At 58.1% G+C, this 24886-nt stretch carries 26 protein-coding genes, 1 tRNA gene and 3 pseudogenes; 16 read left to right on the top strand and 14 right to left on the bottom strand.

The features are described from left to right. Positions 1 to 30 precede the first annotated feature (30 nt). Together ACZ0A4_RS10150 and ACZ0A4_RS10145 are read right to left on the bottom strand one after the other, a co-directional pair. The gene (locus tag ACZ0A4_RS10150; protein WP_463574423.1) at positions 31 to 909 is read right to left on the bottom strand and encodes a hypothetical protein; all 879 of its coding nucleotides are present in this window, start codon (positions 907 to 909) and stop codon (positions 31 to 33) included. A gap of 101 nt (positions 910 to 1010) precedes the next feature. After that, positions 1011 to 1223: a hypothetical protein gene (locus ACZ0A4_RS10145; protein WP_463574422.1), complete on the bottom strand. Its 213-nt coding sequence runs from the start codon at positions 1221 to 1223 to the stop codon at positions 1011 to 1013. Between the two features lie 271 nt (positions 1224 to 1494). On the opposite strand from ACZ0A4_RS10145, the gene ACZ0A4_RS10140 reads away from it, so the two are divergent. After that, positions 1495 to 1683, top strand: a complete 189-nt coding sequence (locus tag ACZ0A4_RS10140) for a hypothetical protein (RefSeq protein ID WP_463574421.1) — start codon at positions 1495 to 1497, stop codon at positions 1681 to 1683. 72 nt (positions 1684 to 1755) lie between these two features. Beyond that, the gene (locus ACZ0A4_RS10135) at positions 1756 to 2499 is read left to right on the top strand and encodes a hypothetical protein (protein WP_463574420.1); all 744 of its coding nucleotides are present in this window, start codon (positions 1756 to 1758) and stop codon (positions 2497 to 2499) included. Positions 2500 to 2532: 33 nt separating this feature from the next. Here the strand turns inward: ACZ0A4_RS10135 and ACZ0A4_RS10130 are convergent, their stop codons facing one another. Together ACZ0A4_RS10130 and ACZ0A4_RS10125 are read right to left on the bottom strand one after the other, a co-directional pair. Continuing rightward, positions 2533 to 2934, bottom strand: a complete 402-nt coding sequence (locus ACZ0A4_RS10130) for a hypothetical protein (protein ID WP_463574419.1) — start codon at positions 2932 to 2934, stop codon at positions 2533 to 2535. A 56-nt stretch (positions 2935 to 2990) separates the two neighbouring features. After that, the gene (locus tag ACZ0A4_RS10125) at positions 2991 to 3305 is read right to left on the bottom strand and encodes a hypothetical protein (protein ID WP_463574418.1); all 315 of its coding nucleotides are present in this window, start codon (positions 3303 to 3305) and stop codon (positions 2991 to 2993) included. A gap of 304 nt (positions 3306 to 3609) precedes the next feature. Between ACZ0A4_RS10125 and ACZ0A4_RS10120 the strand changes: the two genes are divergently transcribed. Together ACZ0A4_RS10120 and ACZ0A4_RS10115 are read left to right on the top strand one after the other, a co-directional pair. After that, complete coding sequence (locus ACZ0A4_RS10120) at positions 3610 to 4464, top strand: hypothetical protein (RefSeq protein WP_463574416.1); 855 nt, start codon at positions 3610 to 3612, stop codon at positions 4462 to 4464. Positions 4465 to 4558: 94 nt separating this feature from the next. After that, positions 4559 to 5182, top strand: a complete 624-nt coding sequence (locus ACZ0A4_RS10115) for a hypothetical protein (RefSeq protein WP_463574415.1) — start codon at positions 4559 to 4561, stop codon at positions 5180 to 5182. A 37-nt stretch (positions 5183 to 5219) separates the two neighbouring features. Here ACZ0A4_RS10115 and ACZ0A4_RS10110 read toward each other — a convergent pair. The 4 genes and pseudogenes from ACZ0A4_RS10110 to ACZ0A4_RS10095 all read right to left on the bottom strand — a co-directional run bounded on the left by ACZ0A4_RS10110 (position 5220) and on the right by ACZ0A4_RS10095 (position 6667). Next, a pseudogene (locus ACZ0A4_RS10110) lies at positions 5220 to 5572 on the bottom strand (hypothetical protein). Positions 5573 to 5647: 75 nt separating this feature from the next. Next, a pseudogene (locus ACZ0A4_RS10105) lies at positions 5648 to 5899 on the bottom strand (hypothetical protein); the annotation flags it as partial. A 262-nt stretch (positions 5900 to 6161) separates the two neighbouring features. After that, positions 6162 to 6372, bottom strand: a pseudogene (locus ACZ0A4_RS10100) (hypothetical protein). Between the two features lie 207 nt (positions 6373 to 6579). Then, positions 6580 to 6667, bottom strand: a tRNA-Ser gene (locus ACZ0A4_RS10095). A gap of 122 nt (positions 6668 to 6789) precedes the next feature. Between ACZ0A4_RS10095 and ACZ0A4_RS10090 the strand changes: the two genes are divergently transcribed. Beyond that, complete coding sequence (locus ACZ0A4_RS10090) at positions 6790 to 7461, top strand: Bax inhibitor-1/YccA family protein (protein ID WP_008081508.1); 672 nt, start codon at positions 6790 to 6792, stop codon at positions 7459 to 7461. An 87-nt stretch (positions 7462 to 7548) separates the two neighbouring features. Here the strand turns inward: ACZ0A4_RS10090 and ACZ0A4_RS10085 are convergent, their stop codons facing one another. Together ACZ0A4_RS10085 and ACZ0A4_RS10080 are read right to left on the bottom strand one after the other, a co-directional pair. Next, entirely contained in the window at positions 7549 to 7866 is a 318-nt protein-coding gene (locus ACZ0A4_RS10085) for a YceK/YidQ family lipoprotein (protein ID WP_463574414.1), read from the bottom strand. 57 nt (positions 7867 to 7923) lie between these two features. Continuing rightward, positions 7924 to 8361 (bottom strand): Lrp/AsnC family transcriptional regulator, encoded by a 438-nt coding sequence (locus tag ACZ0A4_RS10080; protein WP_064381847.1) that lies wholly within the window; start codon positions 8359 to 8361, stop codon positions 7924 to 7926. Between the two features lie 138 nt (positions 8362 to 8499). Between ACZ0A4_RS10080 and ACZ0A4_RS10075 the strand changes: the two genes are divergently transcribed. Then, positions 8500 to 9393 (top strand): DMT family transporter, encoded by an 894-nt coding sequence (locus ACZ0A4_RS10075; protein WP_034156510.1) that lies wholly within the window; start codon positions 8500 to 8502, stop codon positions 9391 to 9393. A 3-nt stretch (positions 9394 to 9396) separates the two neighbouring features. Here the strand turns inward: ACZ0A4_RS10075 and ACZ0A4_RS10070 are convergent, their stop codons facing one another. From ACZ0A4_RS10070 to ACZ0A4_RS10055, 4 genes are all read right to left on the bottom strand, one after another. Next, positions 9397 to 10437 (bottom strand): FUSC family protein, encoded by a 1041-nt coding sequence (locus ACZ0A4_RS10070; RefSeq protein ID WP_463574413.1) that lies wholly within the window; start codon positions 10435 to 10437, stop codon positions 9397 to 9399. Between the two features lie 61 nt (positions 10438 to 10498). Further along, on the bottom strand, positions 10499 to 11458 hold the full coding sequence (locus ACZ0A4_RS10065; protein WP_463574411.1) for an HlyD family secretion protein: 960 nt from the start codon (positions 11456 to 11458) through the stop codon (positions 10499 to 10501). Positions 11459 to 11463: 5 nt separating this feature from the next. Next, positions 11464 to 11814, bottom strand: a complete 351-nt coding sequence (locus tag ACZ0A4_RS10060; RefSeq protein ID WP_463574409.1) for a DUF3302 domain-containing protein — start codon at positions 11812 to 11814, stop codon at positions 11464 to 11466. A gap of 130 nt (positions 11815 to 11944) precedes the next feature. Then, positions 11945 to 13570: an NADP-dependent glyceraldehyde-3-phosphate dehydrogenase gene (locus ACZ0A4_RS10055; RefSeq protein WP_064391032.1), complete on the bottom strand. Its 1626-nt coding sequence runs from the start codon at positions 13568 to 13570 to the stop codon at positions 11945 to 11947. A 369-nt stretch (positions 13571 to 13939) separates the two neighbouring features. On the opposite strand from ACZ0A4_RS10055, the gene ACZ0A4_RS10050 reads away from it, so the two are divergent. From ACZ0A4_RS10050 to ACZ0A4_RS10005, 10 genes are all read left to right on the top strand, one after another. Then, positions 13940 to 14296, top strand: a complete 357-nt coding sequence (locus ACZ0A4_RS10050) for a c-type cytochrome (RefSeq protein WP_463574407.1) — start codon at positions 13940 to 13942, stop codon at positions 14294 to 14296. Between the two features lie 76 nt (positions 14297 to 14372). Then, positions 14373 to 15701 (top strand): D-arabinono-1,4-lactone oxidase, encoded by a 1329-nt coding sequence (locus ACZ0A4_RS10045; RefSeq protein WP_463577529.1) that lies wholly within the window; start codon positions 14373 to 14375, stop codon positions 15699 to 15701. A 74-nt stretch (positions 15702 to 15775) separates the two neighbouring features. Next, positions 15776 to 16984, top strand: a complete 1209-nt coding sequence (locus tag ACZ0A4_RS10040; RefSeq protein WP_463577527.1) for a DSD1 family PLP-dependent enzyme — start codon at positions 15776 to 15778, stop codon at positions 16982 to 16984. Between the two features lie 281 nt (positions 16985 to 17265). Further along, positions 17266 to 17877, top strand: a complete 612-nt coding sequence (locus tag ACZ0A4_RS10035) for a transposase (RefSeq protein ID WP_463574406.1) — start codon at positions 17266 to 17268, stop codon at positions 17875 to 17877. Between the two features lie 56 nt (positions 17878 to 17933). Further along, complete coding sequence (locus tag ACZ0A4_RS10030; RefSeq protein WP_463574405.1) at positions 17934 to 19532, top strand: ShlB/FhaC/HecB family hemolysin secretion/activation protein; 1599 nt, start codon at positions 17934 to 17936, stop codon at positions 19530 to 19532. 12 nt (positions 19533 to 19544) lie between these two features. Beyond that, entirely contained in the window at positions 19545 to 21344 is a 1800-nt protein-coding gene (locus ACZ0A4_RS10025; RefSeq protein ID WP_463574403.1) for a DUF2341 domain-containing protein, read from the top strand. Positions 21345 to 21355: 11 nt separating this feature from the next. After that, a complete protein-coding gene (locus tag ACZ0A4_RS10020) occupies positions 21356 to 21781 on the top strand; it encodes an ExbD/TolR family protein (RefSeq protein WP_007915482.1) in 426 nt (141 codons plus the stop codon). Positions 21782 to 21784: 3 nt separating this feature from the next. Then, a complete protein-coding gene (locus ACZ0A4_RS10015) occupies positions 21785 to 22489 on the top strand; it encodes an energy transducer TonB family protein (RefSeq protein WP_463574402.1) in 705 nt (234 codons plus the stop codon). Positions 22490 to 22528: 39 nt separating this feature from the next. After that, positions 22529 to 24226, top strand: a complete 1698-nt coding sequence (locus ACZ0A4_RS10010; RefSeq protein WP_242209060.1) for a putative porin — start codon at positions 22529 to 22531, stop codon at positions 24224 to 24226. Positions 24227 to 24243: 17 nt separating this feature from the next. Further along, on the top strand, positions 24244 to 24873 hold the full coding sequence (locus ACZ0A4_RS10005; protein WP_463574401.1) for a DNA repair protein: 630 nt from the start codon (positions 24244 to 24246) through the stop codon (positions 24871 to 24873). The last annotated feature ends 13 nt before the right edge of the window (positions 24874 to 24886 follow it).

The raw sequence follows: 24886 nt of genomic DNA, 5'->3' as shown, positions 1-24886 counted from the left end.
AACCAATGGGTTCCTGGCGCATGCTTGGTGTTATCCAGCTACTTGTAAGCTGGCTGCTCGATAACGTCGAATTACAATTTGATTCACCGCGCCGCACCAGATGATAGGTTTAGATTGTTGCTTTCCGGTGAAAAAGCACTTTCCAGATACGAGGATGTGTGCACCCGCTAAATCATCTAGCTCATCAATATTAAAACTTTTGATGAAGTCATCAGCAATGTCTGGGAATATTGCCACGCTAACAGATTGATATTGTGGAGAGGAATTTAGCCAGATCTTTCCATCTGAAGTTGTTTTGACGCTGGTGATTGGTCCCCAGTAGAACATGGGGTTCTCACTTGTTTCTTCCTTTGAAATCTCGCTGAATGCACGAGTGATATCCTTTACGCAGCCTGAGATATAAGGCTCATCGCCCTTTTTAAAAAAAGTTAATTTTGCGGAGGAGTTCCGAAAATCAGGGCTCTGTACTAATCGATGCAGAATTCGACGTAAGGTAAACTCCTGACTCGACAATCTATCTCCACCTTTTACAAGGTGTGTTCTTCCGTCTTGCGAAGCCGGACCGCCTGGAAGCTCTGAAGGTGGAGCTACATCGATATCACCACCCTTTTCTTTGTCGAGACGTACTATGATATCGCCACTGCTTTTCAGCATATCTACCGCTTCAGTACCATCTCCCTTATCCTGGTCGACAACTACGTATTCTGCTTTTAACTCGCATTCATTGTTGTGGTGGGCACAGAAGTGAGCGGGGTGACCGTGGGTACTTTCCTTTCGGAACCATGCCAGTGCTCCGCACATTGTACAGATAAGATTGTTACGCTTATCGCTTAACTCCGAGTGGCCTAGCATTGAAAATGCATAAGCTTCCCAAGTTTTTCCGTCATTTCTGCACAGAGCGTATTGCATATGTTCTTCCCTGATTCATGCCGATTCGCCATTATCCTGCCTCTTCATGCCGACTTTGCCAAGTAGCCAGAGCGATTTCCCGTAGGTTGATCAGGTGCAGATTATGTTGCCTGCGCTCCTTGCATCTGCGGCCAATCCGTAAAGCCGGCCTTCGGCACTTTGGTTCTCGGATTGAGGATTGGCTTTCCCTTGACGTCGGTCAGAACCGCCTTTGCCCTGATCTTCAGATCACGACAGCGCAAAGTCTTGCGAGCCAGCTCCATGAACTGCTCGGCGTACTGCGGCGCGTCGAACAATGGCGAGAGCTGACGCACTGTAGCTCCCCCCTATGATCTTCTCAGCACGCTTGCGAACCATCTCAAGCCACTCAGGCTCCGGTATTGGCTCGACGCCGCCTGGAGCCCTGAGGTTCTTGCGGGTGCCGCTGGTCTTCTTGCGTGCCTCCGCGGTGGCGACATCAATGGTCGTTCCAAACACAGCGAAAGTGCTCATAAGCATTCTCCAGGCATACGCCTGCCGCGCCGGCTGGCGTGATTCGTATAAGTGGGGTATTCATCTGCAATCTCACACTGGCAGGAGGCCGACATGAGGTTGCAGAGCGATGTGGATGCACTAGCGGCGATCGAAGAGGACGCAAAAGCGATGCTGAAACGGCTAAGGCTGCCGGACGACGGCGTGAAGCTGGAGGTGGTTGTGTTCCTTCGGGAGGTGATCGACCTGGCAAGCTACATGGAGTCGGCGCATCGAACCGTTGAGGCGCCGAGTTTCGCCTGAGCTGGCGCATTGCCCGTCGTTGCGGTATTTGTGTTCGGCCCGGCATGGGCTTGACACATTCGAGAGAAAGCAATGGCAGAGCGAAACCAGCATGGGCTTGGCCGGTACATGCCACAGGATGTCCGTCGTGAAATCCGCGCTCGTTGTGGGTTTGGCTGCGTGATATGCGGCCTGGCTTACTATGATTACGAGCACTTCGCTCCAGACTTCAAGGATGCGAAGGAGCACAATCCAGCCGGGATGACTCTGCTTTGCATGCAGTGCAATCAAAAACGAGCGCGTGGAACTCTATCTGCCGCAACTGTTGCCAAAGCAAACGATAACCCTGCGTGCAAGCAGCAAGGGTTTGCATCAGAGTTATTTGATTTCGGCCCTGATCCTATTGAAGTTCGATTTGCCGGTGTCAGCTTCGTTGATTGTAAAGTTCTAATTCAAATCCATGGAGTCGATCTGTTATCTGTCCAACCTCCCGAAGAGTCTGGTGCACCGGTTCGACTATCGGGATTTCTTGCGGATACAACAGGCGCAACGACACTGAAGATCGTTGACAACATATGGTCAGCCGGTGACGACAATTGGGATGTGGAGGTTGTCGGACCTTTGATAACAATTCGTCGTGGCCCTGCGGACATTGCTCTGCAAGTCCGGACATTACCTCCGCATGCAATCGTTATCGAAAGAATCGATATGCTATTTGAAGGTTATTTCTTGAGTGGCAACGAGAGTGCTCTGCGAATATCCACTGATGGAAAGAACTGGAGTGCTTTTTCAGCGGTAGGGATGCATGGTTGTGACATCGGCATAAGCCTGCGTTGAAGAGTTTGAACTGACGCAACAAACTATGACGTATCAGGCGCGCCGGACTTTGAAGTGGAGCATCGCCTTGATGCTGTGGCAGTAATCCTGAAGCCGCTCGTAGGCCTTGTACTTAGCCTGACTTCGAGTGGCTGCCCACACCCTTACGAGATCTTCGCGGGCCTCCCGGTTCCAGTCGAGATCGTTCCAGTCATGCTTGAACGGTAGGACCAGCCACTCTTTGAGCGGCAGCGTCTCGGCCATGTCGCCGTACTGCATTTCGTGGGTGGGGTGGTAGTTGCCGATGCGCTTCTTTGGGTCTTCATCCAGCACCACACCGATGTAGTGGCCGCGATCTGCCAGGATGACGCCGGGCTTCCCGTAGGCAATAACTCGGCAGCCAATTTCGGCGGGCACCTGATAGTGCTGCCGGACGTATGCGCAGTTGTGGGTCATGGATTATCTCCAGTCAGGCGCCGCCCTCCATGACCGGATGCGCAGCGTGGGTAGGGTTATTCGTCGTGGGTGATGCGAAGGGCCTCGCGGTCGTGGGCGAGTTTCAATTTTCGCGACACGTTTTCAGGTATTTCGTATTTGTGTCGCGGCGGTGGCTCAAGTAGTGGAAGGGCGCCGCCGGGGCCAAGGCCGTGCAGGTGGTGAATCATCAGCGTGATGGCCTCACCCTGTTCCTCGATACCGCTCCAGGCCATCAACTCAGCAAGTGCTTGGCGCGTGCCGGGCAGGCAGTGCATCCTGATTTCCTCTTCGCCGCGCTCCTTCCTCTTCGCCGCGGCTTTCGCTGAGCGATCTGCATTGCTCTTGGCCATGGCCTACCTCTTCAATTCCGCTGGCCGGCAAGTCCAGCCAGGTCTGTCGGCGGCGCGTGGCCGCCCGGTTGATCGATCGCTTCACTGAGGCCTTGGGAAGTTGGTGTACTACTCGCCGGCCTTAACGCGTCAGACGGTCTCAGCTGGCACTAGGTAGTGCTGCCGGACGTATGCGCAGTTGTGCGTCATGGCTTTCTCCATGCATGCGCCGCCCTCCGTGGCCGGATGCGGCATGGTGGCAATTTGCCAAAAAGAGGCGTATGAAGTCTCCCAGAGTATGTTCTGAGAAATATGTGAGATGAAAATGTTTGAGGAAGTAAAGCGCCTAACACCACTCTCTGGAACTTTGCGTGAGTTGTTTTTGAAGTCGGGGAATTTATGTGCATTTCCTGAGTGTGCTCATTTGATTATGAATTCGGATGGTGTGTTTATAGCGCAAATTTGTCATATAGAAGCGGCTGAGAAAGGGGGTGAACGATTTAATCCTTGCATGACCAATGAAGATCGTCGTCGCTTTGATAACCTGATGTTGATGTGTCACGAGCATCATAAAGTTACGAATGACGTTAGTGTGTATACAGTCGATCGCCTAAAGAACATGAAGCTCCAGCATGAGCTGAGGTTTTCTGATCCGGGCAGGGTTATTTTTGATTCCATCAAAGATTGGACCGTAGGTCATTCATTTACGAAGCCACATAACATGAATGGGCTTTACCCGTTTTGTTCGGGTACGCTAGATGATGTAGATAAGGCTCATTATCTTCAAAGTGTCACTACATACATTGATAAGTTCCAATCTGTGCCTCTAGAGTTACGTGTTTTTCTCGGGAGGGTTGTGGCTCGGATGCAACGCGTAAAGAATACTGCTGTAGTTATTAAGCACGGATGGAGCGAGAGGGCTATTGCTCTGCACGATTTAGTCGGCGCGTTTAGGATGCCGCTGGATGAGGTTTTAGAGTATGGTAATAGGTTGCAATTCTACGCAGTTGCCTCTATCGATGAGAAAGATGACTGGAGTGTTGGATATTATTTATTATTTGCGTTGCACGAGGTAAGTGACTGGCCGTTCTGGAGTGATCTTGCTTTGTACTGTGAGGCGACCGGCCAGTCAATAGACACATTTGCTGTAAATATGGATTTTGCTATGCTAGATGCTTAATTAGCTTGTCCACGGCAAGCATTGTAAGTGCTCCCTCGTCGCTGGGCGGCGTGGTGGCAATTTGGATTGGGATGGCGTATTACGGGTGACCGGCATGGAGTCGGATCAAGGAGCAGGTGTGGCGATTGAAAATCTGATGGTGACGCTCCACCAATTACCAGAAATCAAAGCTGTCGTTGATACTGGGACGGACTTAGTAACTCTTTTCGGCTTTATTCTCACTGCTGTGGCAGTCATGGCTGGTGCCTGGGTTTCTGTTTTCACTTATAAGCGAACTGCCAGTAATCAGATGACTCTCGCCAAAGCGGCGGCCCTGAAAGAAAGCAGGCAAGCATGGATTAACGAATTACGCGATACGTGTGCTGACTACGTTGCAGCAGTGGGGATATTGCAGACTCATGCACAGGCGAAGCTTGCACATCAAGTCTTCATAAGTAAAATTGACGCTCATGATAAAGCCACTGCGGCCAGCTTGACGGCTTCATGGGAAGAAGAGAGAAGAAGGTTGATGCAATCGGCGTTCTCCCTGAGTGCAAAAATTCACCTCCTTTCAAACCCTAAGGAGCCAGCATTTCAAGGGTTGCTTAATGAGGTTCAAGTCGCCTTAAAAAATGCGAATACTATTGAAAATTCGGTTTTCGATAATTGTGGGAGAATTGTTTCAATTGCTCAGGGCATATTGAAGACGGAATGGATTAGAGTGAAGCAGATGGAGTGAGTCTTGCTCGATTTGGATCAATAACTTCGTCATCAGGCTATGGTGGGTCGTCACCGAGTGAATTCATACCGGCTGTCTCGATCAGTCGCGACACCTTTTCAGTAACAACAAAAGGTGTCGTGACACAGCGAAGCATCTTCGCATGGGTATCGAAGTCGGCGGCGATCAGGTTTATCAGCAGAAGCTGATAAACTCCTGCTGGTTGTTGATGCCGTGCGCTGCCATGACCCGCTTGAGGTCTGGCTTGAACACCCCGGCGACTTCAACCGTAAACTTCTCGACGCCCAATGCAGCGTCCTTCGCTGCTGCCTTCTCTCGTTTCTTGCGCTGCTTGATGGCTTCCGCTGTCAGCTGCGGTTCTTCCGTCGTCAGGTCCTGTTCTTCGGCCATTGCCTACCTCTTCAATTCCGCTGGCCGGCAAGTCCAGCCAGGGCTGTCGTTTGCGTTGTTGGGTGCGAAAACGTCTCACGCTGCGACCTTCACCTGATGCCAGGCGCCGGCGGCGAAGAACAGCTTGGCGGCTTGGGCTTCGTCCATTGAGATCTCGTCGGGAATGGCGATCCATCCTGACGCGACCAAACGGTTAGGGTTCGCGCTGTTGCGCAGCTCCAGGTAGTAATGCTCTATCGCGTCAGTCAGGCGCTCGACCTTGTAGATGCCCTCCGGAGATATCTCGACCGACTTGATGTATTCGGCGCCGCGCTCGTCGCGACACATGCCATCTCGTTCATGTCGAACTGTTCAAGCTGGTCGATCAGACCCTCATCCCGGAGCGTGGCTGCCATTTCGTGCAGGGTTTCCCGATGCCCCTCGGGGTTTTGCATGCGGAAGTCCTGGTCGCCGAGAGTTGCGCGCCATCGCTGGATCCGGAGGGTTTTCGCTTCGTCGAAATTCATGCCGCTGAGTTCGCTGTACCAATGCTGTATGCATGTACAGTAATCGAGGTGCGACAGGTGAGCGAGGGTGAAACGACGAGCTGTCAGTCGGGCGTCATCAATACAGCCAAGGTCATCTTGATGAATTCTTCGTTCTTGTCGATCGCCCAGAGTGCGCCGCGGACGTTCTCGGCAACATCGGCAGAACCACGCTGCTCGACCAAGTTCGAAAGCTCCATGATGGTGGCTTCTAGAGCGAGTTGGTTCTCATTGATTTTTGTAGAGCAGGGAAGGGATCAGATCTGAATTCGGCATGGGGTTTCCTCCGTGAAAGAACCCAGCGTAGCACCGTGTTACATGAAGAGTGTTTTACGTTTGGCAGAACGCCAGAGAAGGGAGAAAAACAAGAAAGTTTTGTAACGCGTATCAGAAAGTTTTGTAACGCTTCAATAAGCTCGGCGGAAATCTCAAACCCCAGAAACGACAAAGCCCTGAATAATCAGGGCTTTGTCGTACATAAGATGGCGGAGGCGATGGGATTCGAACTCATGGACCTGTTACAGTCGACGGTTTTCAAGACCGTTGCCTTAAACCACTCGGCCACACCTCCGTTGCGTTGCGGGCGCCATAATACCTGAATGAAACACACTGTCAAACTCTCTGCATGGCTTGTTACAGAGCGTCTGTTATGATCTTTGCGACTGAACGTTTCAAACCAACAGGAGTGTCGCCATGCGCGAACAGGATTACGCAGTTAATAACAGCGTGCAGGCTGAGCAGCTAGAGGTTAGCCGCGTCCTGCGCAACACTTACGGCCTACTGGCTCTGACCCTCGCATTCAGCGGCGTCATGGCTTTTGTCGCTCAGCAGATGCGTGTTGGCTACCCGAACATTTTCGTGGTGCTGATCGGCTTCTACGGGTTGTTCTTCCTCACCAACAAGCTGCGTGATTCCGCGTGGGGCCTGGTGTCCGCTTTTGCGCTGACCGGTTTCATGGGTTTCCTGCTCGGCCCGATCCTCAACCGTTACCTGGGCATGCAGGGCGGCGCTGAAGTGGTCAGCTCGGCGTTCGCGATGACCGCGCTGGTGTTCGGTGGTCTGTCGGCCTACGTGCTGATCACTCGCAAGGACATGAGCTTCCTCGGTGGTTTCATCACCGCTGGTTTCTTCGTGTTGCTGGGTGCAACGCTGGCGAGCTTCTTCTTCCAGATCAGCGGCCTGCAACTGGCGATCAGCGCAGGTTTCGTGCTGTTCTCGTCGGTGTGCATCCTGTTCCAGACCAGCGCCATCATCCACGGCGGTGAGCGCAACTACATCATGGCGACCATCAGCCTGTATGTATCGATCTACAACCTGTTCATCAGCTTGTTGCAGATCTTCGGCATCATGAGCCGCGACGACTGATTGCTGACTGTGAAATAACGAAAAACCCGCTTCGGCGGGTTTTTTGTTGTCTGCTGGAAAGCTGAATGAGCGCATGCCCGAAGCGGGTCAATTGATCACGATGCTGCCTTCAGTCTGTTGTTTGTAGACGGTGTAGGGCAGCAACAAGGTGTCGAGTACCCCGGACGCTACAGCATCAATCGCCCAGCCAGGAAGGGCGGCGTTGTACTTGTTACGTTGGTCTATCGGCGCATGCAGACTGCAGAAGTCATACATCACGCCGCTGTAGATCCTCGGCACCGCCCCGCAATAGGATTTGTTCGATCTCAAATCATCCACGGCGACCTGGTCGTCGCGCATGACCGTTTGCACTGTCCCGCAACCACTCAACACTAATGCGCTCAGCATCATTGCCTGAACTTTCATACCGCCAATCCTTCGCCGGAAAAACCTCAATCTACGCCGAACGTGCGGAAAAAGCACTTAGGCCATCGGTGGCAAACGTCGCTTGACCGGCGTCTTCTTGACGATCGCGGTGTTGGTTTCGGCCAAGGTATTGAGGCGGTCGAGCAGGGTGTCCAGTTGTTCCATCGAACGCACATGCAGGCGTGCGATAAAGCAGTCCTCGCCCGTCACCTTGTCGCACTCGGTGAATTCGGGAATCGACAGGATCTGCCGTTCGACCTCTTGCAACTGGCCCGGCAGTGGCCGCACCCGGACGATAGCCTGCAATTGGTAACCGAAGCATTTCGGGTCGATCTCGACGGTGTAGCCCTTGAGCACGCCGCGCTCTTCCAGTCGACGCAAACGCTCGGCCACGCTTGGTGACGACAGTCCGCTGATTTGTGCCAGAGCTTTGAGCGAGCGCCGCGAATCCTCCATCAACGCGCCGATGAGGATCTGATCAATATCGTCAGTCATGAAAAAACTCCAGCATTAGGCAATTGATGAAAACTACCCACGATAAAAAAGGCAGATTCCGAGTTTAGCCTGCTTTTTGTGCTGGAGCGCCTGCGCGTTCGTTAGGCATACTTTTCACACACACTCAGGAGATAGATGATGGACAACACAATCCGTCGCGGCTCATTCGAAATGACCGCTGCCATGCTGATTTCCGGGACGATCGGCTGGTTTGTGCTGGTCTCCGGGCAACCGGTGCTGGACGTGGTGTTCTGGCGCTGCGTGTTTGGCGCCGGCACCTTGCTGTTGATCTGCGCCGCTTTCGGCTTTCTGCGCCCGGGCATTCTGACCCGCACCACATTTTTGCTTGCGGTGCTGAGCGGGATGGCGATTGTCGGTAACTGGGTGCTGTTGTTTGCCTCGTACTCCCGCGCTTCAATTGCCATCGGCACGGCGGTGTACAACGTTCAGCCGTTCATGCTGGTCGGGTTGGCGGCACTGTTTCTCGGCGAAAAAATCACTTTGCAAAAGCTATTCTGGCTGGCGATTTCGTTCATGGGCATGTTGGCGATCGTAAGTGCCCACGGCACTCAGGGCGAGAGCGGCAACGACTATCTGATGGGGATCGCGTTGGCGTTGGGTGCGGCGTTTCTCTATGCGATTGCCGCGCTGATCATCAAGCGCCTGACCGGCACGCCACCGCATCTGATCGCGCTGATTCAGGTATGCACCGGGATTTTGCTGTTGGCGCCGTTCGCGCATTTCAGTGCGCTGCCGCAAGCGCCAAGTGCCTGGGCCAGTCTGGTGACGCTCGGCATCGTTCACACCGGCCTGATGTATGTGCTGCTGTACGGCGCGATTCAGAAATTGCCGACCGCGTTGACCGGCGCTCTGTCGTTCATCTACCCGATTGCCGCGATCTTCGTTGACTGGTTCGCGTTCGGCCATCGCCTGGAAACCCTGCAATGGCTCGGCGTGGCGGCGATCCTGCTGGCTGCCGCCGGGATGCAACAGGGCTGGGGCCTGAAGAGCCGGCGACTGGCCGCGCAGTAACCCTCAGATGTTCCAGTGCGCTGCGGTTTTCGCCAGACGCTGGCGCATCTCGGCAATGTTGCTCGCCAGTTGCCGGGTCAACAGTCGGTAGCCACCCAGCGTGCTGTAAACCGGCGCATCGAGGTTGGCTTCTGGCAATTCGAGCGGCTTGTCCAGGCGCTGCGAAGCGCCGGTTTTCAACGCTCGGGCCATGCCGATCAGTTGCACGCGAATCTGCCGGTGCTCGGCCTTCAGCGCTGATTGCAGATGGGCCATGGCTTCTGGATCATTGGCATCCGGTCGCGTGTTGCCGAGGATTTCCAATGTGCTGATGCACATGCGCAGATTGCGTTGAATCGCGTCGAGTTCGGTCATGGAAATCTTCACTTCCTTGGACACTGACGGCATCAGCGAACGCAACTGCACCATCACCGCACCGAGACGGCCCATCAATTTCAAATGCTCATCGGCGCTGACCGGCTGACCGCTGATGATCCGCCCGTACACCGTGGCGCAATCGCGCAGGGCATCGGCGAGGTTGTAGCGCCACGAATACACCGCGTAGAGCGGCAGGGCGAAGGAGAAGGCCAGCGCCAGCGCAATACCAATCAAGATATCGACCCCGCGCCACAACCCATCGGTGATCGGGTTGTCGCCATGTCCGGCGACAATGAACACGGTGATCGCCGAAAGCAGGGCGGTGTACCCACCCTTGCCAATCGCGTGATAAGAGAAGAAACCGCAGACCACCGCCATCGCAAAATACGTCAGCCACGGCATGCCGAGCCACGCCTGCTGCGCCACTAGCAGCAAACCGACGCCGGCACCGATCAACGTGCCGGTGGCGCGTTCGGCGGCTTTTTTGCCGATGTTGCCGTGATGTTGCAAACCGCCGATCACCACCAGCATGGTCACCGAGGCCCATTCGCCGTGGGGCAGGTTGATGCCGGTGGTCAGCAGGATCGTTGCCAGCAAGCCGAGGGCCACGCGCACCGCATGAATCAGCCGCGCGTGCCGGTAACGTCGATAAGGATCAAGCAACGGACGCAATACACGGCGCAGCAAGGGCGGAAGTCGATGGGTGCTGTAAGTGCTCAGTGCGGGCCTCTCGTGATTGCGGTTCAGGTCAATGGAAAGGGAAAATGTAATTCATCCATGCTGCCATACGCAGGAGGATTTTGCGCATCGCGCCAATATGGTGGAAGTGCTGACTGTACAACGCAGCCTGCCCGTAGGCACCGCCCGGCATCAGCTTGCTGTACTGAGCGAAGTCGGGATCAGTAATTTCAATGATCACCGGCACACGCCCGGCGGGCGGCGAACCGGTATAGCCGATCAAAGTACCGGACGGTTGCACTTGGCCTTCGGCAATCACCCCGATGACATTCTTCACCCGACCGGCGAAGACCTTGCCGGGAATGCCGTCGAACGCCACTTCCGCCTCATCACCCACGGTCAGGCGCAGCAGGCTGTTCTGGCGCATCCACGCGGCAAAGTATTGGCCTTCCTCGGGAATGAACACCATTGAGGGACGCAACGGCAACTTGCTCGCCATCATCCCCGGCCGCAAGGACACGTGAGTGACGAAGCCTTTGCTCGGCGCGCGGATGGTGGTGTTGTCCAGTTCAAACTGTGCGTTATCCAGTTGCGCCTGCAGATCATCGGTGCGGGCAATCGCGGCATCCAATTCACGCTGGGTGCCGAAATTGCGACGGATCAGTTCGGTGATGCGATAGCGATCACCCTTGGCAGCGACCAGTTGCGCCTTGAGTGATTTCAGCCGGTTTTCAAACGGCGTGGGGTCGATGCGAAACAGCACATCGCCTTTCTCCAGCGGTTCGTTACCCTTGACCGGCACGTCAATCACCTGGCCGCTGACGATGGGGATTACCGGCACAGACACGAAGTAAGTGCGCGCCACCTCGGAGTAGGGGTGGTTGTAGTTCATGGTGAAAATCAAGGCACCGATCAGCAGGATGCCGCCCAGTACGGCCGTGGGCACCGTCCATTTGTTCAGCGGGATGCGAAAGATCTTGAACAGCGCGACGCAGAAAGCGGCGTAAGTCAGGATAAGGAGCAAATCCATGGCGCTCAGCCCTCCCGGTTGTGGGGGGCAGTGGCGTTCAGCGCTTCGAGTCGTTCGATGCGACCTTGCAGTTCGACCACCTGTTGCTCCAGGTGAACCACATGGTTTTGCACAGATTTGCCGTCACCGAACCCCCAGCCGCGATCTTCTCGATAGGCCATTGCCCAGATCCACAGGAACGGCCAGAGCGCATGCAGCGTGAACAGACTGACCCAGCCAGTGGCATGGATCGCATCCTGGTGCGGATGGTTACGGTGCACGGCGATTTCATAGGGAATGTCGTGCAACACGATGATCCCGTAAAAAAGCACAAGCCCGACAAACACCAAAACCCCTAACGCAAAGTAATCCAGCATGGTCAAGCTCCCGGCATCCAGCACAGTGCTGGCATCAGTGTAGACACTGATTTGCCGGGCGCTTGGCGACTTTGGATCAGTAGTGGATGCCGTCGCCTTTTTGCTTATTCACGATCCCGGTGACAGTCGATCAGAAGATGTAATCGGTGGTCAGGAAGCTCGAATCACGCCCGCGAATGATCTCGCTGATCAGGTCCTTGTTGCTGTCCTGGAACTTGGTCGCCACCAGCGTACGGATCGAGAACACCCGCAACGCATCGTGCACCGACAGCGTACCTTCGGCGGAATTCTTGCGACCATTGAACGGGTAAGTGTCCGGGCCGCGCTGGCATTGCGCGTTGAGGTTGATCCGCCCGACCTGGTTGGCAAAGGTGTCAACCAGACGGCCGACCGCCACCGGGTTGGTGCCGAAGATGCTCAACTGCTGGCCGAAATCCGACTCCAGCACGTAGTCGATCACGGTATCGAGATGGCGGTACGGCACGATGGGCACGACCGGGCCGAACTGCTCTTCCTGATAGACGCGCATCTGCGGGTTCACCGGGTACAGCACCGCCGGGTAGAAGAACGACTCACGGGATTCGCCGCCATTCGGATTGACCACTTCGGCGCCTTTGCTGCGCGCATCCGCCACCAGACCGTGCAGATAGTCGACCTTGCCCGATTCCGGCAGTGGCGTCAGCGACACACCGCTGTCCCACGGCATGCCCGGTTTCAGCGTGGCCAGTTTGGCGTTGAATTTTTCGATGAAACTGTCGACCACATCTTCGTGGACGAAGAGGATTTTCAGCGCCGTGCAGCGCTGGCCGTTGAACGACAGCGACCCGGTGACCGCCTCGCTGACGGCATTGTCGAGATCGACTTCCGGCAGGACGATGCCCGGGTTCTTCGCGTCCAGACCCAGCGCGGCGCGCAAGCGGTGTGGTTTCGGGTGGAGTTTTTTCAGGTCGCTGGCGGCTTTGTTGGTGCCGATAAAGGCGAAGATGTCGATCTTGCCGCTGGCCATCAGCGCGCTGACGGTCTCGCGGCCGCTGCCGTAGATGACGTTGATCACACCGGTCGGGAAGCTGTCGCGGAACGCTTCCAGCAGAGGACGGATCAGCAGCACGCCGAGCTTGGCCGGTTTGAACACCACGGTGTTGCCCATGATCAGCGCCGGAATCAGCGTGGTAAAGGTTTCGTTCAGCGGATAGTTATAAGGGCCCATGCACAAGGCGACGCCGAGTGGCACGCGGCGGATCTGGCCGAGGGTGTCTTGTTCCAGCTCGAAACGGCTGGAGCGGCGGTCGAGTTCCTTGAGCGCATTGATGGTGTCGACGATGTAATCGCAGGTGCGGTCGAACTCTTTTTCCGAGTCCTTGAGGTTCTTGCCGATTTCCCACATCAACAACTTCACCACGGCATCGCGCTGTTGGCGCATGCGGCCGAGGAACGCTTCGACGTGCTGAATGCGTTCGGCTACACGCATGGTCGGCCACAGACCCTGGCCACGGTCGTAGGCGCGCACGGCGGCGTCGAGGGCGGTGAGCGCGGTGTCGGCGTCGAGCAGCGGCGTGCTGCCGAGTATCACTTGTTCGTCGCCATTCTCACCTTTCAGATAGACCGGACTGCGCACGGTGGCGAGCGGGCCGTCCCAGCGGCGCAACTGGCCGTCGACCAGATATTCGCGTTGCTCGACCTGACCGTCGAGGCGGTATTTTTCCGGGATGTCGCTGACAGAAGGGAACAGATTGCCAAGGATGTTTGCTGTGGTCATGTCGCTACCCCGTGTTGATGTCCGCATGCAGATCAAAAAGTCTGTACAGGTTATACGCCTGAATGCGCCGCAATTTAAACCCGCAAATGTCACCCGAATGTCACGCAAAGGCGCAGAGCAGAAAGGGCTGGCAACACCGCGAACTCTGTGGGAGCTGGCTTGCCAGCGATGTGGCCGGTACTTTCAACATCTTCCTTGCCTGACACACCGCTATCGCTGGCAAGCCAGCTCCCACAGGGTTTTGTGTCTATAGCCGATCCCGAGGCGAGTCCTGGCTGGCCCCGTTTGCCCCCCTCGCTGTCCCGCAATGCCCTCAAGCCGTTGCAGCCGCTGCCTTAAGGTGTGAGCACAACAATAAGCGAGGCCGTTATGCGGGCAATCCGACTGACTTTACTGATGGCGTTGGCCATGACGCTGCCCGGCTGCGGCGAAGACTCCAAACCCCCGGCCGGCGTCAATAGCAACGCCACGCCCAAAGACCCGGCGCTGGCGCAGATCTATACCAACAGCTGCCGGCTCTGCCACGCCAACCCCGCTGCCAACGCACCCCTCACCGGCGACCGCAAAGCCTGGGAACCGCGCATCCGGCAGGGCACCGACACGCTGCTCGACCACGCCATCAACGGCTACAACGGCATGCCGCCGATGGGCCAGTGCGTCGAGTGCTCGGAAGAACAGTTCCTGCAATTGATCGGCTTCATGGCCGACCAGCCCCTCCCACAATAAGGTGCCCGGCATGACGATGGATCTGACACGGCGGCAGTTGTTGCAACGGGCAAGCATCGTCGGCGCGTTCAGTGCGTTGGCGAGCAGTCCGGCATTGGGCCAATTGCTGCGGGCGCCACGCTTGATTCCGTGGCGCAACTGGTCGGGCGGGCAGAGTTGCCTGCCGGCGGCGCGACTGGCACCGAAGAATCTCGATGAGCTGGTGGCCGTGATCCAGCAGGTACAAGGCAAGATCCGCCCGGTCGGTTCGGCGCATTCCTTTAGCGCGCTGGTGCCCACCGACGGCACGCTGTTGTCACTGAGCTACTTCAACGGTTTGCTTGATCATGATGCGAAAACCCTGCAAGCCGAGTTTGCCGCCGGCACGCCGATGTCGCGCATGGGCCAGCCGCTGAAAGACATCGGCCAGGCTTTGCAGAACATGGCCGATATCGACTACCAGACCCTCGCCGGAGCCATTTCAACCTCGACTCACGGCACCGGCAAAAACTTCCAGTCCTACTCGGCACATGTCTGCGGCATGCAACTGGTCACCGCCAGTGGTGAGGTGCTCGACTGCGACAGCCAGCGCCACCCTGACGTATTCAACGCTGCCCGCGTCTCCCTAGGTGCACTCGGTGTGGCAACAAAAATCCGCCTGCAAAACCGCCCGGCCTATCGCCTGCGCGAGCGCCAATGGATCGCCAAGACCGAAGAGTTGCTCGAAGACCTCGACAAGAACACCCGTGAAAACCAGCACTGGGAAATGCTCGTCGTCACCCATTCCGACTACGCCTTGTCGATCGCCCTCAACGAAACCGACGACCCGGCCACGCCGCCGATCAGCCCGGAAGAAGAGGGCGGCAACGAGTTCGTCACCCTGATCGAGAAGATCGACAAGTACGCCAGCGACTTCCCCGACCTGCGCCGCACGCTGCTCAACAGCCTGCGCCATCTGGCCAGTTTCGATGATCGCGTCGGCGACTCGTTCGACATCTACGCCAACGTGCGCACCGTGCGTTTCAACGAGATGGAATACTCGGTGCCCGCCGAACATGGCCCTGCTTGCCTGCGTGAGATTCTCAAGCTGATTCAGGACAAGGATCTGTGCACCTGGTTTCCGATTGAGTACCGCTACGTCAAGGCTGACGATATTCCGTTGAGCATGTTCGAGGGCCGCGACAGCTGTTCGATCTCGGTGCACCAGCATTATCAGATGGATCATCACAACTTCTTCGCGGCGGTCGAGCCGATCTTCTGGAAGTACAACGGCCGCCCGCACTGGGGCAAGTTGCACACGCTCAACGCGAAAAACCTGCAGCCGCTGTATCCGCGCTGGCGCGAATTTGTTGATGTGCGCCAGGCGCTGGACCCCAGCGGACGCTTTCTCAATGCGCATTTGTCGTCGATTCTGGGGGTGAGCTGATGGCAGTCAATCGGCGCAATTTTCTGCTCGGCACGTTGGGGGTTGGCGCGTTGTTGGCCGGCGTTGGCGCATGGCTGCGACCGGGGGATCGCGGCGCGCCGTACGACGATTATTTTCGTGCGCTGAACAATGAGTTGAAGGGTAAAGGTCCGATGCGTCCGGTGCTGCTGATTGATCTGGATCGGCTCGATCACAACATCGATGTGGTGATGCAATCGGTCAAGCGTGGCGGCAAACAGTTACGGTTGGTAGAGAAGTCACTGCCATCGCCTGGGTTATTGAGCTACATCGCGCAACGTGCCGGGACGCAGAAGCTGATGTCGTTCCATCAGCCGTTTCTCAATCACGATGCGCAGGTGTTTGCGCAGTCCGACATTCTGCTCGGCAAGCCCTTGCCGGTGCGTTCGGCTGAGCTGTTCTATCAAACCCACAAAGGCCCGTTCGATCCCGCGAAACAACTGCAATGGTTGCTCGACGGCCCCGAACGTTTGCAGCAATACCTTGCGCTCGCTCAAGGGCTGGGCACACGGATGCGCATCAACATCGAGCTGGATGTCGGCCTGCATCGCGGCGGCGTCAGTGATGTGAATGTCCTTGGGCAGATGCTCACGCTGATCAGCGCCAATCCACAGCATCTGGAATTCGCTGGGTTCATGGGTTACGACCCGTTCGTGGGCATGGGTGTGCCGGGCATTCTCGGTTCCCCCGAGGAACTGTTCGCCAAGGTCATGGTGATTTATCAGCGTTGCGTCGATTTCACCCGGCAGCAGTTTCCCGCGTTGTGGCATAACGGTTTGTGCCTGAATGCCGCTGGCAGCCCGAGTTATCGCATTCACGAAAACGAAAAGCTCAGCACGGAAGTGTCGGTGGGCACGGCGATGCTCAAACCGACGCACTATGATTTGCCATCGCTCACTGAGCACGTCCCCGCGACCTACATCGCCACGCCAGTTCTAAAAAGTACCGGGTCTGTGAACATCCCGGCGCTGGATGACAAGTCAAAACTGTTCTCGTGGTGGGACACTAATCAGCGCCAGACCTTTTTCATCTATGGCGGCAACTGGATGGCCGAGTTTGAATCGCCCGTTGGTTTGCAAAGCAACGGCGTGTATGGCCGCAGCTCCAATCAGGAAATGGTCAACGGCTCCAGCGCCGTGGGCCTGACCATCGAAGATCAAGTCTTCCTGCGCCCGGCCCAGACCGAAGCCGTACTTCTGCAATTCGGCGATCTGCTCGCCGTGCGCGGCGGCAAAATCGTCGACACCTGGCCCGTCTACACCTGACCCCAAATCACACAAACACTGCAAAACCCTGTGGGAGCTGGCTTGCCAGCGATGGCGTCATGTCAGCAACCCTTTACTTCGCTGACAGACCGCTATCGCTGGCAAGCCCGCTCCCACAGGGTTCTCGATGTATGTCCCATCTCATTGCCAAATTCTGTAATGAAGCTTTTATGACAAAAGTTCGGTAGCACATCGCCAGTCCGGTCATGCCTATGTAACGCGCTTGAGGAGCCCAACGGGGCGCTTTTCACAAGCCGAGGCGGGACGCCGGGAGTGAGGCAATGGGGACTATGGAACGCTACTCGAAAGTGGGCATGCAGGAACTCGATCAACGCTTGTCGAAGATCGTCGAAGCCGCGCGCAAGAAGCCGGTTTCGGTGTATCGCTACGGCGCGCCGTGGGTCTGGATCGTCTCGCAGGATGACTGGCAGGGCGCCTTGAAAGAGGTGTCGAGCTACATTCCGCCGGGCCATTCGCTGGTGTTGCTGCGCCCGCAGATCGACGACTTGCTCGACGCCCACCGCGAGCTCCTGCACGACCTCAATGCCGAGCCGGGCATGCTGATTCCCGCGCAAACGGTGATGCACATCCTGCTCCTGCAACTGCTGTATTCGGTGCCCAGCGAACAGCAACTGTATGAACAACTCAATTACAACCTGCTGTTCCGCTGGTTCGTCGGTCTTGGCCTGAACCAGAAAGTCTGGAGCTTCAACGCCCTCAGTCGCGACATCGCCACGTTGCTCAACGAGCCGCGTGCGGTGCTGCTCATTCAAAAAATCATCGGCGAAGTGTTCTGCGGCGCGCTGCTGCAAATGCCCGAGTTCTCGCTGAACTTCGCGCTTTTGCACACGTGGCTGGGCAAACACGCCTGCGCCACCACAGCCAGCAATTGACGCCATACACGCGGCGTTCAAAACGCCAACAGGTCATCGCGAATTCAGGGGGTAGTGTGGAACCGATTTTCAAGTCACGGCTGGCGCTGTGGGGCTGGCTGCTGGTGACGGCGGGCGCGCAGCCGGCATTGGCCGAAGAGGCTGCCGATAACGCAGCGGCGCAGCGCCTGGTCGACGTCAACGAATACTTCGTGCGCGGCAACACCGTGCTCGATGCGCGGGCGATTGAAGAAGCGGTGTACCCGTTCCTCGGCCCGCAAAAAGCCCTCACGGATATCGAAGGCGCACGGGATGCCTTGCAGAAGGCCTATCAGGAACGCGGCTATCAGTCGGTGTTCGTCGAGCTGCCGGAGCAAGCCGTCGCCGACGGTATCGTCTATCTGCAAGTCAGCGAATCCAAGGTCGGCCGCGTGCGTGTGGTCGGCGCCAAACACTATTCGCCGCTGGACATCCGCGACGACGTCCCGGCGCTGAAGGAAGGCGAGGTGCCAGACTTCGCCAAGGTTCAGGGCGAACTGGCGCAACTGAACAAAACCCCGGGTCGGCAAGTCATGCCGCTGGTGCGCGAAGGTCTGCGCCCCGGCACCATGGACGTCGATCTGCAGGTCGAAGACCAGAACCCGTGGACCGCCAGCGTCGGTCTCAACAACGACTACAGCGCCGACACCGAAAAACTGCGCACCGTCACCAGCCTCGGCTACAACAACCTCTGGCAACTCGGCCACAGTGTCAACCTGACGTTCTTCACCGCGCCGCAGGACACCGACAACGCCAAGGTCTGGTCCGGCTCCTACACGGCGCCGCTGACCGATCGCTGGAGCGTGCAGTTCTCCGGTTACCAGTCCGACAGCAACGTCGCCACCATCGGCGGCAGCAACGTGCTCGGCAAGGGCCATTCCTATGGCGTCTCGGCGATCTACACGCTGCCCTCCAGCGGCAACTGGTCGAACTCGCTGTCGGCCGGCATCGACTTCAAGGACTTCGACGAACGCCTGACCCTGTCCGGCGAAAGCGACAAAGTCCCACTGCAATACGCGCCGTTCACCTTCGCCTACAACGGCTATCGCTACAGCGAGAAAAGCCAGCTCGGCCTCGGCCTGAGCCTCGTGGCCGCCACCCGTAGCATTTTCGGCTACGGCAGCTCCGACGAAGATTTCGACTACAAACGCTATCGCGCCAAACCGAGTTTCGCCGTGCTCAAGGGCGACACCAATTACACCTGGACCTTCGACAGCGACTGGCAGAGCGCAAGCAAAGCCGCATTCCAACTCGCGTCCGGGCCGCTGGTTTCCAACGAACAATTCTCCGCCGGCGGCGCCACTTCAGTACGCGGCTATCTGGCCGCCGAACGTACCGGCGATGACGGCGTGCTGCTCAGCCAGGAAGTGCGCACGCCGTCGCTGGCCAAGTACGCCGGCACGTGGATGCAGGACTGGCGTTTCTATGCCTTCGCCGAAGGCGCGCAACTTTACCTGCGCGACGAGCTGCCGGATCAGGACGCCAATTACGCCTTGGCCAGCGTCGGCCTCGGCACCCGCGCCAGCCTGAGCAAATGGCTGTCCGGCAGCCTCGACTGGGGCTACCCACTACTCGAAGGGCCGAACACCTCGAAGCAGGAATCGCGCCTGCACTTCAACCTTCAAGCCACTTTCTAAAGGAGCACGTTCATGCAGCGCCTCATTCTTTCGTTGTTGATCTGCCTGGGCTTCGTGCTCCCGGCCACGGCTCAGGCCTGGTGGCAGGACGACTGGCATTACCGCAAACAGATCGCCGTCGACACCACGCCACAAGGCGCGGGCATCAATCAGGCGCTCGGCCGCACTGCGCTGCTGGTACGCCTGCACACCGGCAACTTCACCTTCGACGGGGTGAAAGAGGACGGCTCGGACCTGCGCTTCGTCGCGGCCGATGACAAAACCGTGCTCAACCACCAGATCGAGAGTTTCGACGCGTTGATGGGCATGGCGCTGATCTGGGTCGATGTGCCGAATGTCGAGGGCGGTCAGCGTCAGGACATCTGGATGTATTACGGCAATCAGAAGGCCCCGGCGACCGGCAACGGCCAACTGACCTTCGACCCGAATTACACCGCGCTGTATCACTTCGACGGCGCCACCGGCACGCCGGCCAAAGACACCACGGCCTACGGTAATACCGCACAGAGCGCGACCGGCGCGGCGATTGACGGCGTAGTAGGGCGCGCGTTGCAGTTCAGCGGCCAGCCGTTGCTGCTGCCGGCCAGTCCTTCGCTGCAACACAATGCGGGCAGTGCGTTCACCTTCAGTGCGTGGTTGCGTCTGGATCAGGCCAGTGGCGAACAACTGATTCTCGCCCGTCGTGAGGGCGCTAATAGCTTGCTGGTCGGTGCGAACCAGGGTGTGCCGTTTGTTGAAATCGACGGTCAACGTGCCGTCGCCACACAAGCGCTGAATCCGGGCCAATGGCAGCATGTCGCGCTGACCGCTGAAGGTTCCAAAGTGACCCTGTTCATCAACGGTCGCGAAGCGGCCACGCTCGCTCAGGCGATGCCGGCATTCAACTCGGTCATGGCCATCGGCGCTGACGTACACGAAGGCCCGTTCCAGCCGTTCGTGGGCGCTATCGATGAATTGCGCCTGTCGAAAGTTTCACGCCCGGCAGCGCTGTTGCTGGCCGACGCCACCTCGCAAGGTGCCGAGTCGAAACTGGTGGCTTACGGTGTCGACGAAGAACAGTCCGGTTTCGGTTTCGGCAGCCTCGGCTTCCTGCTTAACGCGGTGCCAATCGACGCTTGGGTGATCATCGCCGTGCTGGTGCTGATGATGTTCCAGTCGTGGATCATCATGCTGCGCAAGAACCGCAGCCTCAGTCGCGTCAGCGCCGCCAACGAAGACTTCCGCGTTCAGTTCGCCAAGGTCGGCACGCGTCTGGAGATGTTCGCCGACGATGCGCAACTCGCCCAGCGTTTGCAGCATTCGTCGCTGTGGCGCCTGTACCTGGTGGCGGTGAAAGAGATCCGCACCCGTCGCGAGCAGGGCGCCGATACCTCCTCGGTTTCCGCCGCGACCATCGAAGCCATTCGCTGCTCCATGGACGGCGTGCGCACCCGCGAAAACCAGCAACTGAGTTCGAAACTCTCGACCTTGTCCAACGCCATCGCCGGCGGCCCGTATATCGGCCTGCTCGGCACCGTGCTGGGGATCATGGTGGTGTTCCTCGGCACCGCGATGGCCGGCGACGTCAACATCAACGCCATCGCTCCGGGTATGGCTGCCGCGTTGCTCGCCACCGCCATGGGCCTGTTCGTCGCGATCCCGGCGCTGTTTGGTTACAACCGGCTGATCACCCGCAACAAGGAAGTCAGCGCTGACATGCGCGTGTTCGTCGACGAGTTCATCACCCGTCTGGCGGAGATGCACGGCGAGAGCCAGTTCAGTGAGGCGTCGCACCAGCGCGGCCATCACGCCAACCACTCCGTACCGGCCTGAGGAGCACTGACATGGCTTCTGTAAATGCCTCCCACGACGATGACGAAGATGCAGCGGTGGACAGCATCAACATCACCCCGCTGGTCGACGTGCTGATGGTGGTGCTGGTGATGTTCATCCTCACCGCCACCGCGCAGGTCTCGGGAATCCAGATCAACTTGCCCAAGGCCAGCGCCTCCGTGTCGCTGTCCGAGGCCAAGACCAAGGCGATTTCGGTCAACGACGGCGGCCAGGTGTTCCTCGACGCTTATCCGGTGACCCTGGCCGAGCTCGAAGAGCGGCTGCGCATCGAGAAGGCGCAGAGCCCGGATTTCCCGGTGATCGTGCGCGGCGACGCGACGGTGCAGTACCAGAAAGTCATCGAAGTGCTGGACCTGTTGCGCCGGCTCGAACTGTCCCAGGTCGGTCTTGTGACCGGCAAACCGAGTCAGGGCTGAGTCATGACCGCACAACTCCCGATCGAGCCGCTGCCGGTGAAAAAACCAGCGCTGCGTTATGCGAAATGGAGCGCCGGATTGCTCATCGGCTCGCTCGCTGCGTGGTTCCTGTGGCAGTGGGCCAACGACATGAGCGGTATCCGCCGCGAAGCGCCGAAGGTGCCGACGATCATTCCGTTGCCGCCACCGCCACCTCCGCCGCCGGAAAAACCGCCGGAGCCGGAAACTCCGGTCGAAGAAAAAGTCGTCGAGCCGGAGCCAACCCCCGAACCAGAAGAGGTCAAGCCCGAGGAAGAAGCACCGCCATCACCGGTGGACGATCTGGCCAACCCGATGCAAATGGACGGCGATGCGCAGTCCGGCAACGACGCGTTCAACATCGGCGCGGGCAAGGGTGGTGGCATGGCCGGGGCTGGCGGCGGGCGTCTGGGCACGGGGACGTACAGCCAGTTTCTGGCGTTCACCTTCCAGCGTTTGCTGCGCGAGAACCCCGAGCTGCGCAACCTCGCGTTTTCGCTGCAGGCCGATATCTGGCTGAGCAGTGTTGGCGAAATCACCCGGGTCGAGCTGATCAAGTCCAGCGGCAATCCCGAAATCGATACCCAGGTGCTGGCGGCGCTGCGCGGTGCCCCGGCCCTCAGCGAACGGCCACCGGCCTCCATCACTTTGCCTGTGCGCCTGTCCCTGCAAGGGCGGCGTCCGGGTTAATAAATTTATTTAAGCTTTGCCAAAAGGAGTTGTGTGCAGATGATTTCCAACGTGAATCGATTGTCCTTGGCGGTCGGCATGGTCATTGCGACCCTGGTCGGTCAGGCCGTGGCAGCGCCTGCGCCCTCGGAGAACGCCACGATCAATCTGATCCGCTTGCTGGTCGAGCAGGGCATTCTGAAGCAGGACAAGGCCGACGCACTGATCGCTCAGGCGCAGAACGAAGCGGCCCAGGCAAAACAGGCTGCGGCATCCACCGCCGTGGCCGCCGGGCCAGTGGCGGCGCCGGGCGATGTCCGCGTGCAATACGTGCCGGCAGCGGTGCGTGACCAGATCCGCGATCAGGTCAAAGCCGAAGTCATGGCCACCGCCAAACAGGAAAACTGGGCCGCGCCCAACAGCTTCCCGGAATGGGCGGCGCGCATCAGTTTCGACGGCGACATTCGTCTGCGTGACGAGTCGCGCTACTACTCGGACAGCAACAGCAACGAGATCGTCGACTTCGCCAAGCTCAACAACAACGGCCCGTACGACGTAAACCCCAACAGCAGCACCAATCTGCCGCCGCTGCTCAACACCCGCGAAGACCGCACCAACCAGTTCCGCATCCGCGCGCGGCTGGGCATGAAAGCCGAGATTTCGCCGCAATGGACTGCGGGTATCCGCATCGGCACCGGCTCGGACAACAACCCGGTGTCGACCACGCAAAGCCTCGGCGGCGGCTTCGCCAAGAAAGACATCTGGCTCGATCAGGGTTACCTGAACTGGAAGCCGACCGATGAGCTGACCTTGACCGGCGGGCGTTTCGCCAACCCGTTCATGTCCACCGACATGCTCTATTCCAACGACTTGAATTTCGACGGCGTCGCGGCGATTTTCGACCACAAGCTCAACCGCGATTGGGGCGTGTTCGGCACCGTCGGCGCGTTCCCGGTGGATTACACCAACGACACCGCCAGCAGCAATGGCTTCGACAAGGAAGAGAGCGACAACAAGTGGTTGTACGGCGCGCAGATCGGCGCCAAATGGGCGATCAACAGTAACAACCGCTTGAAAGGCGCGCTGGCTTACTACCGCTTCGACGATATTCAAGGCCAGCGCTCCAGCCCTTGCGAACCGTGGGCCGGCGCGCCGGGTTGCGACAGCGACGGCAGCCGCGCAGCGTTCATGCAGAAGGGCAACAGTGTGTTCCTGCTGCGCGACATCACGCCGAACCCGCTCAACCCGACCACCACACCGCAGCCGCAATACGTCGGTCTCGCCTCCGAATTCAATCTGCTGGATCTGAACGTGGTGTGGGATGCCGACCTGCCGGAAGATTTCAAACTGCGCAGCCAGGGTAACTACATCCACAACCTCGCCTACGACGAAGGCGACATGCGCAAGCGCTCGGCCGGGCAGATCGTCAACAACCTCGACAGCAACGGCGACATCGAAAGCGGCGCCAACGCGTGGATGGTGCAGTTCACCCTCGGCAGCGCGCTGGACCTGAAAAAGCAGGGCGACTGGAACATGTTCGCTGGCTACAAATACATCCAGCCCGACGCCTTGCCGGACGGTTTCAACGACTCGTCGTTCCACCTTGGCGGCACCAACGCCAAGGGTTATTTCATCGGTGGCAACTACGGTCTGGCGAAGAACGTCTATGCGACCGGTCGCTGGATGAGCACCGAAGCGGTGTACGGCGCGCCGTTTGACATCGACGTCTTGCAGCTTGAGATCAACACGCGCTTCTAAGGCGCCGGGAGAGGGTTATGAAAACGCGATTTGTGTGGCTCGGGCTCGGGCTTTTGATCGCCACTGGAGCGCATGCCGAAGGCATGGAAGAACGCCTGCGCACGCAATTGCGCAGCACCACGCAACAGTTGCAGGCCCTGCAAAGTCAGCAGGCCCAGGCCAGCGCCGCGCAACTGGCGGCGCAGAATGAGGCCAAGGCTGCGCAGGCGCAAATCAAGCAATTGAGCGCTGAATTGGCCAAGGCCAAAGGCGTTGCCGACCAGCTCGCCGGGCAGCAACAGAGCCTGCACAGCCAGGCGCAGGCGCAAGTGGCGGCCAGTGCCGAGCAGACCGGCAAGTTCAAAAAGGCCTATGACGAGTTGCTGGTCATGGCCCGTGCCAAAGAGGCAGAACGGTCTAAGCTTCAAGCGCAATTGGCTGAACGTGACACACAAGTGCAGCAATGTTCAGTCAAGAATCAGCAGATGTACGGCGTCGCCAAACAGATCCTCACTGCCTACGAAAACATCGACGTGGCCGAGGTGATGAAGATCCGCCAGCCCTTCGCGGGCAGCGCCCGGGTCAAGTTCGATGAACTGGCCCAGGGGTTCGGTGATGACCTTTACAAGACTCAATTCGACGCGCCGCAAGCTGCGCTCTCGCACTGATAGACAAGGAAGA

The sequence above is a fragment of the Pseudomonas sp. AC172 genome (assembly GCF_979258595.1).
This window is presented reverse-complemented; position numbering and strand designations above follow the sequence as displayed.

Bases quoted from the DNA above. Each gene is read 5' to 3' on its own strand.
- ACZ0A4_RS10150 (WP_463574423.1), bottom strand. From the start codon at position 909: ATGCAATACGCTCTGTGCAGAAATGACGGAAAAACTTGGGAAGCTTAT.
- ACZ0A4_RS10140 (WP_463574421.1), top strand. From the start codon at position 1,495: ATGAGGTTGCAGAGCGATGTGGATGCACTAGCGGCGATCGAAGAGGAC.
- ACZ0A4_RS10135 (WP_463574420.1), top strand. From the start codon at position 1,756: ATGGCAGAGCGAAACCAGCATGGGCTTGGCCGGTACATGCCACAGGAT.
- ACZ0A4_RS10130 (WP_463574419.1), bottom strand. From the start codon at position 2,934: ATGACCCACAACTGCGCATACGTCCGGCAGCACTATCAGGTGCCCGCC.
- ACZ0A4_RS10125 (WP_463574418.1), bottom strand. From the start codon at position 3,305: ATGGCCAAGAGCAATGCAGATCGCTCAGCGAAAGCCGCGGCGAAGAGG.
- ACZ0A4_RS10120 (WP_463574416.1), top strand. From the start codon at position 3,610: ATGTTTGAGGAAGTAAAGCGCCTAACACCACTCTCTGGAACTTTGCGT.
- ACZ0A4_RS10115 (WP_463574415.1), top strand. From the start codon at position 4,559: ATGGAGTCGGATCAAGGAGCAGGTGTGGCGATTGAAAATCTGATGGTG.
- ACZ0A4_RS10090 (WP_008081508.1), top strand. From the start codon at position 6,790: ATGCGCGAACAGGATTACGCAGTTAATAACAGCGTGCAGGCTGAGCAG.
- ACZ0A4_RS10085 (WP_463574414.1), bottom strand. From the start codon at position 7,866: ATGAAAGTTCAGGCAATGATGCTGAGCGCATTAGTGTTGAGTGGTTGC.
- ACZ0A4_RS10080 (WP_064381847.1), bottom strand. From the start codon at position 8,361: ATGACTGACGATATTGATCAGATCCTCATCGGCGCGTTGATGGAGGAT.
- ACZ0A4_RS10075 (WP_034156510.1), top strand. From the start codon at position 8,500: ATGGACAACACAATCCGTCGCGGCTCATTCGAAATGACCGCTGCCATG.
- ACZ0A4_RS10065 (WP_463574411.1), bottom strand. From the start codon at position 11,458: ATGGATTTGCTCCTTATCCTGACTTACGCCGCTTTCTGCGTCGCGCTG.
- ACZ0A4_RS10060 (WP_463574409.1), bottom strand. From the start codon at position 11,814: ATGCTGGATTACTTTGCGTTAGGGGTTTTGGTGTTTGTCGGGCTTGTG.
- ACZ0A4_RS10055 (WP_064391032.1), bottom strand. From the start codon at position 13,570: ATGACCACAGCAAACATCCTTGGCAATCTGTTCCCTTCTGTCAGCGAC.
- ACZ0A4_RS10050 (WP_463574407.1), top strand. From the start codon at position 13,940: ATGCGGGCAATCCGACTGACTTTACTGATGGCGTTGGCCATGACGCTG.
- ACZ0A4_RS10035 (WP_463574406.1), top strand. From the start codon at position 17,266: ATGGGGACTATGGAACGCTACTCGAAAGTGGGCATGCAGGAACTCGAT.
- ACZ0A4_RS10025 (WP_463574403.1), top strand. From the start codon at position 19,545: ATGCAGCGCCTCATTCTTTCGTTGTTGATCTGCCTGGGCTTCGTGCTC.
- ACZ0A4_RS10020 (WP_007915482.1), top strand. From the start codon at position 21,356: ATGGCTTCTGTAAATGCCTCCCACGACGATGACGAAGATGCAGCGGTG.
- ACZ0A4_RS10015 (WP_463574402.1), top strand. From the start codon at position 21,785: ATGACCGCACAACTCCCGATCGAGCCGCTGCCGGTGAAAAAACCAGCG.
- ACZ0A4_RS10010 (WP_242209060.1), top strand. From the start codon at position 22,529: ATGATTTCCAACGTGAATCGATTGTCCTTGGCGGTCGGCATGGTCATT.
- ACZ0A4_RS10005 (WP_463574401.1), top strand. From the start codon at position 24,244: ATGAAAACGCGATTTGTGTGGCTCGGGCTCGGGCTTTTGATCGCCACT.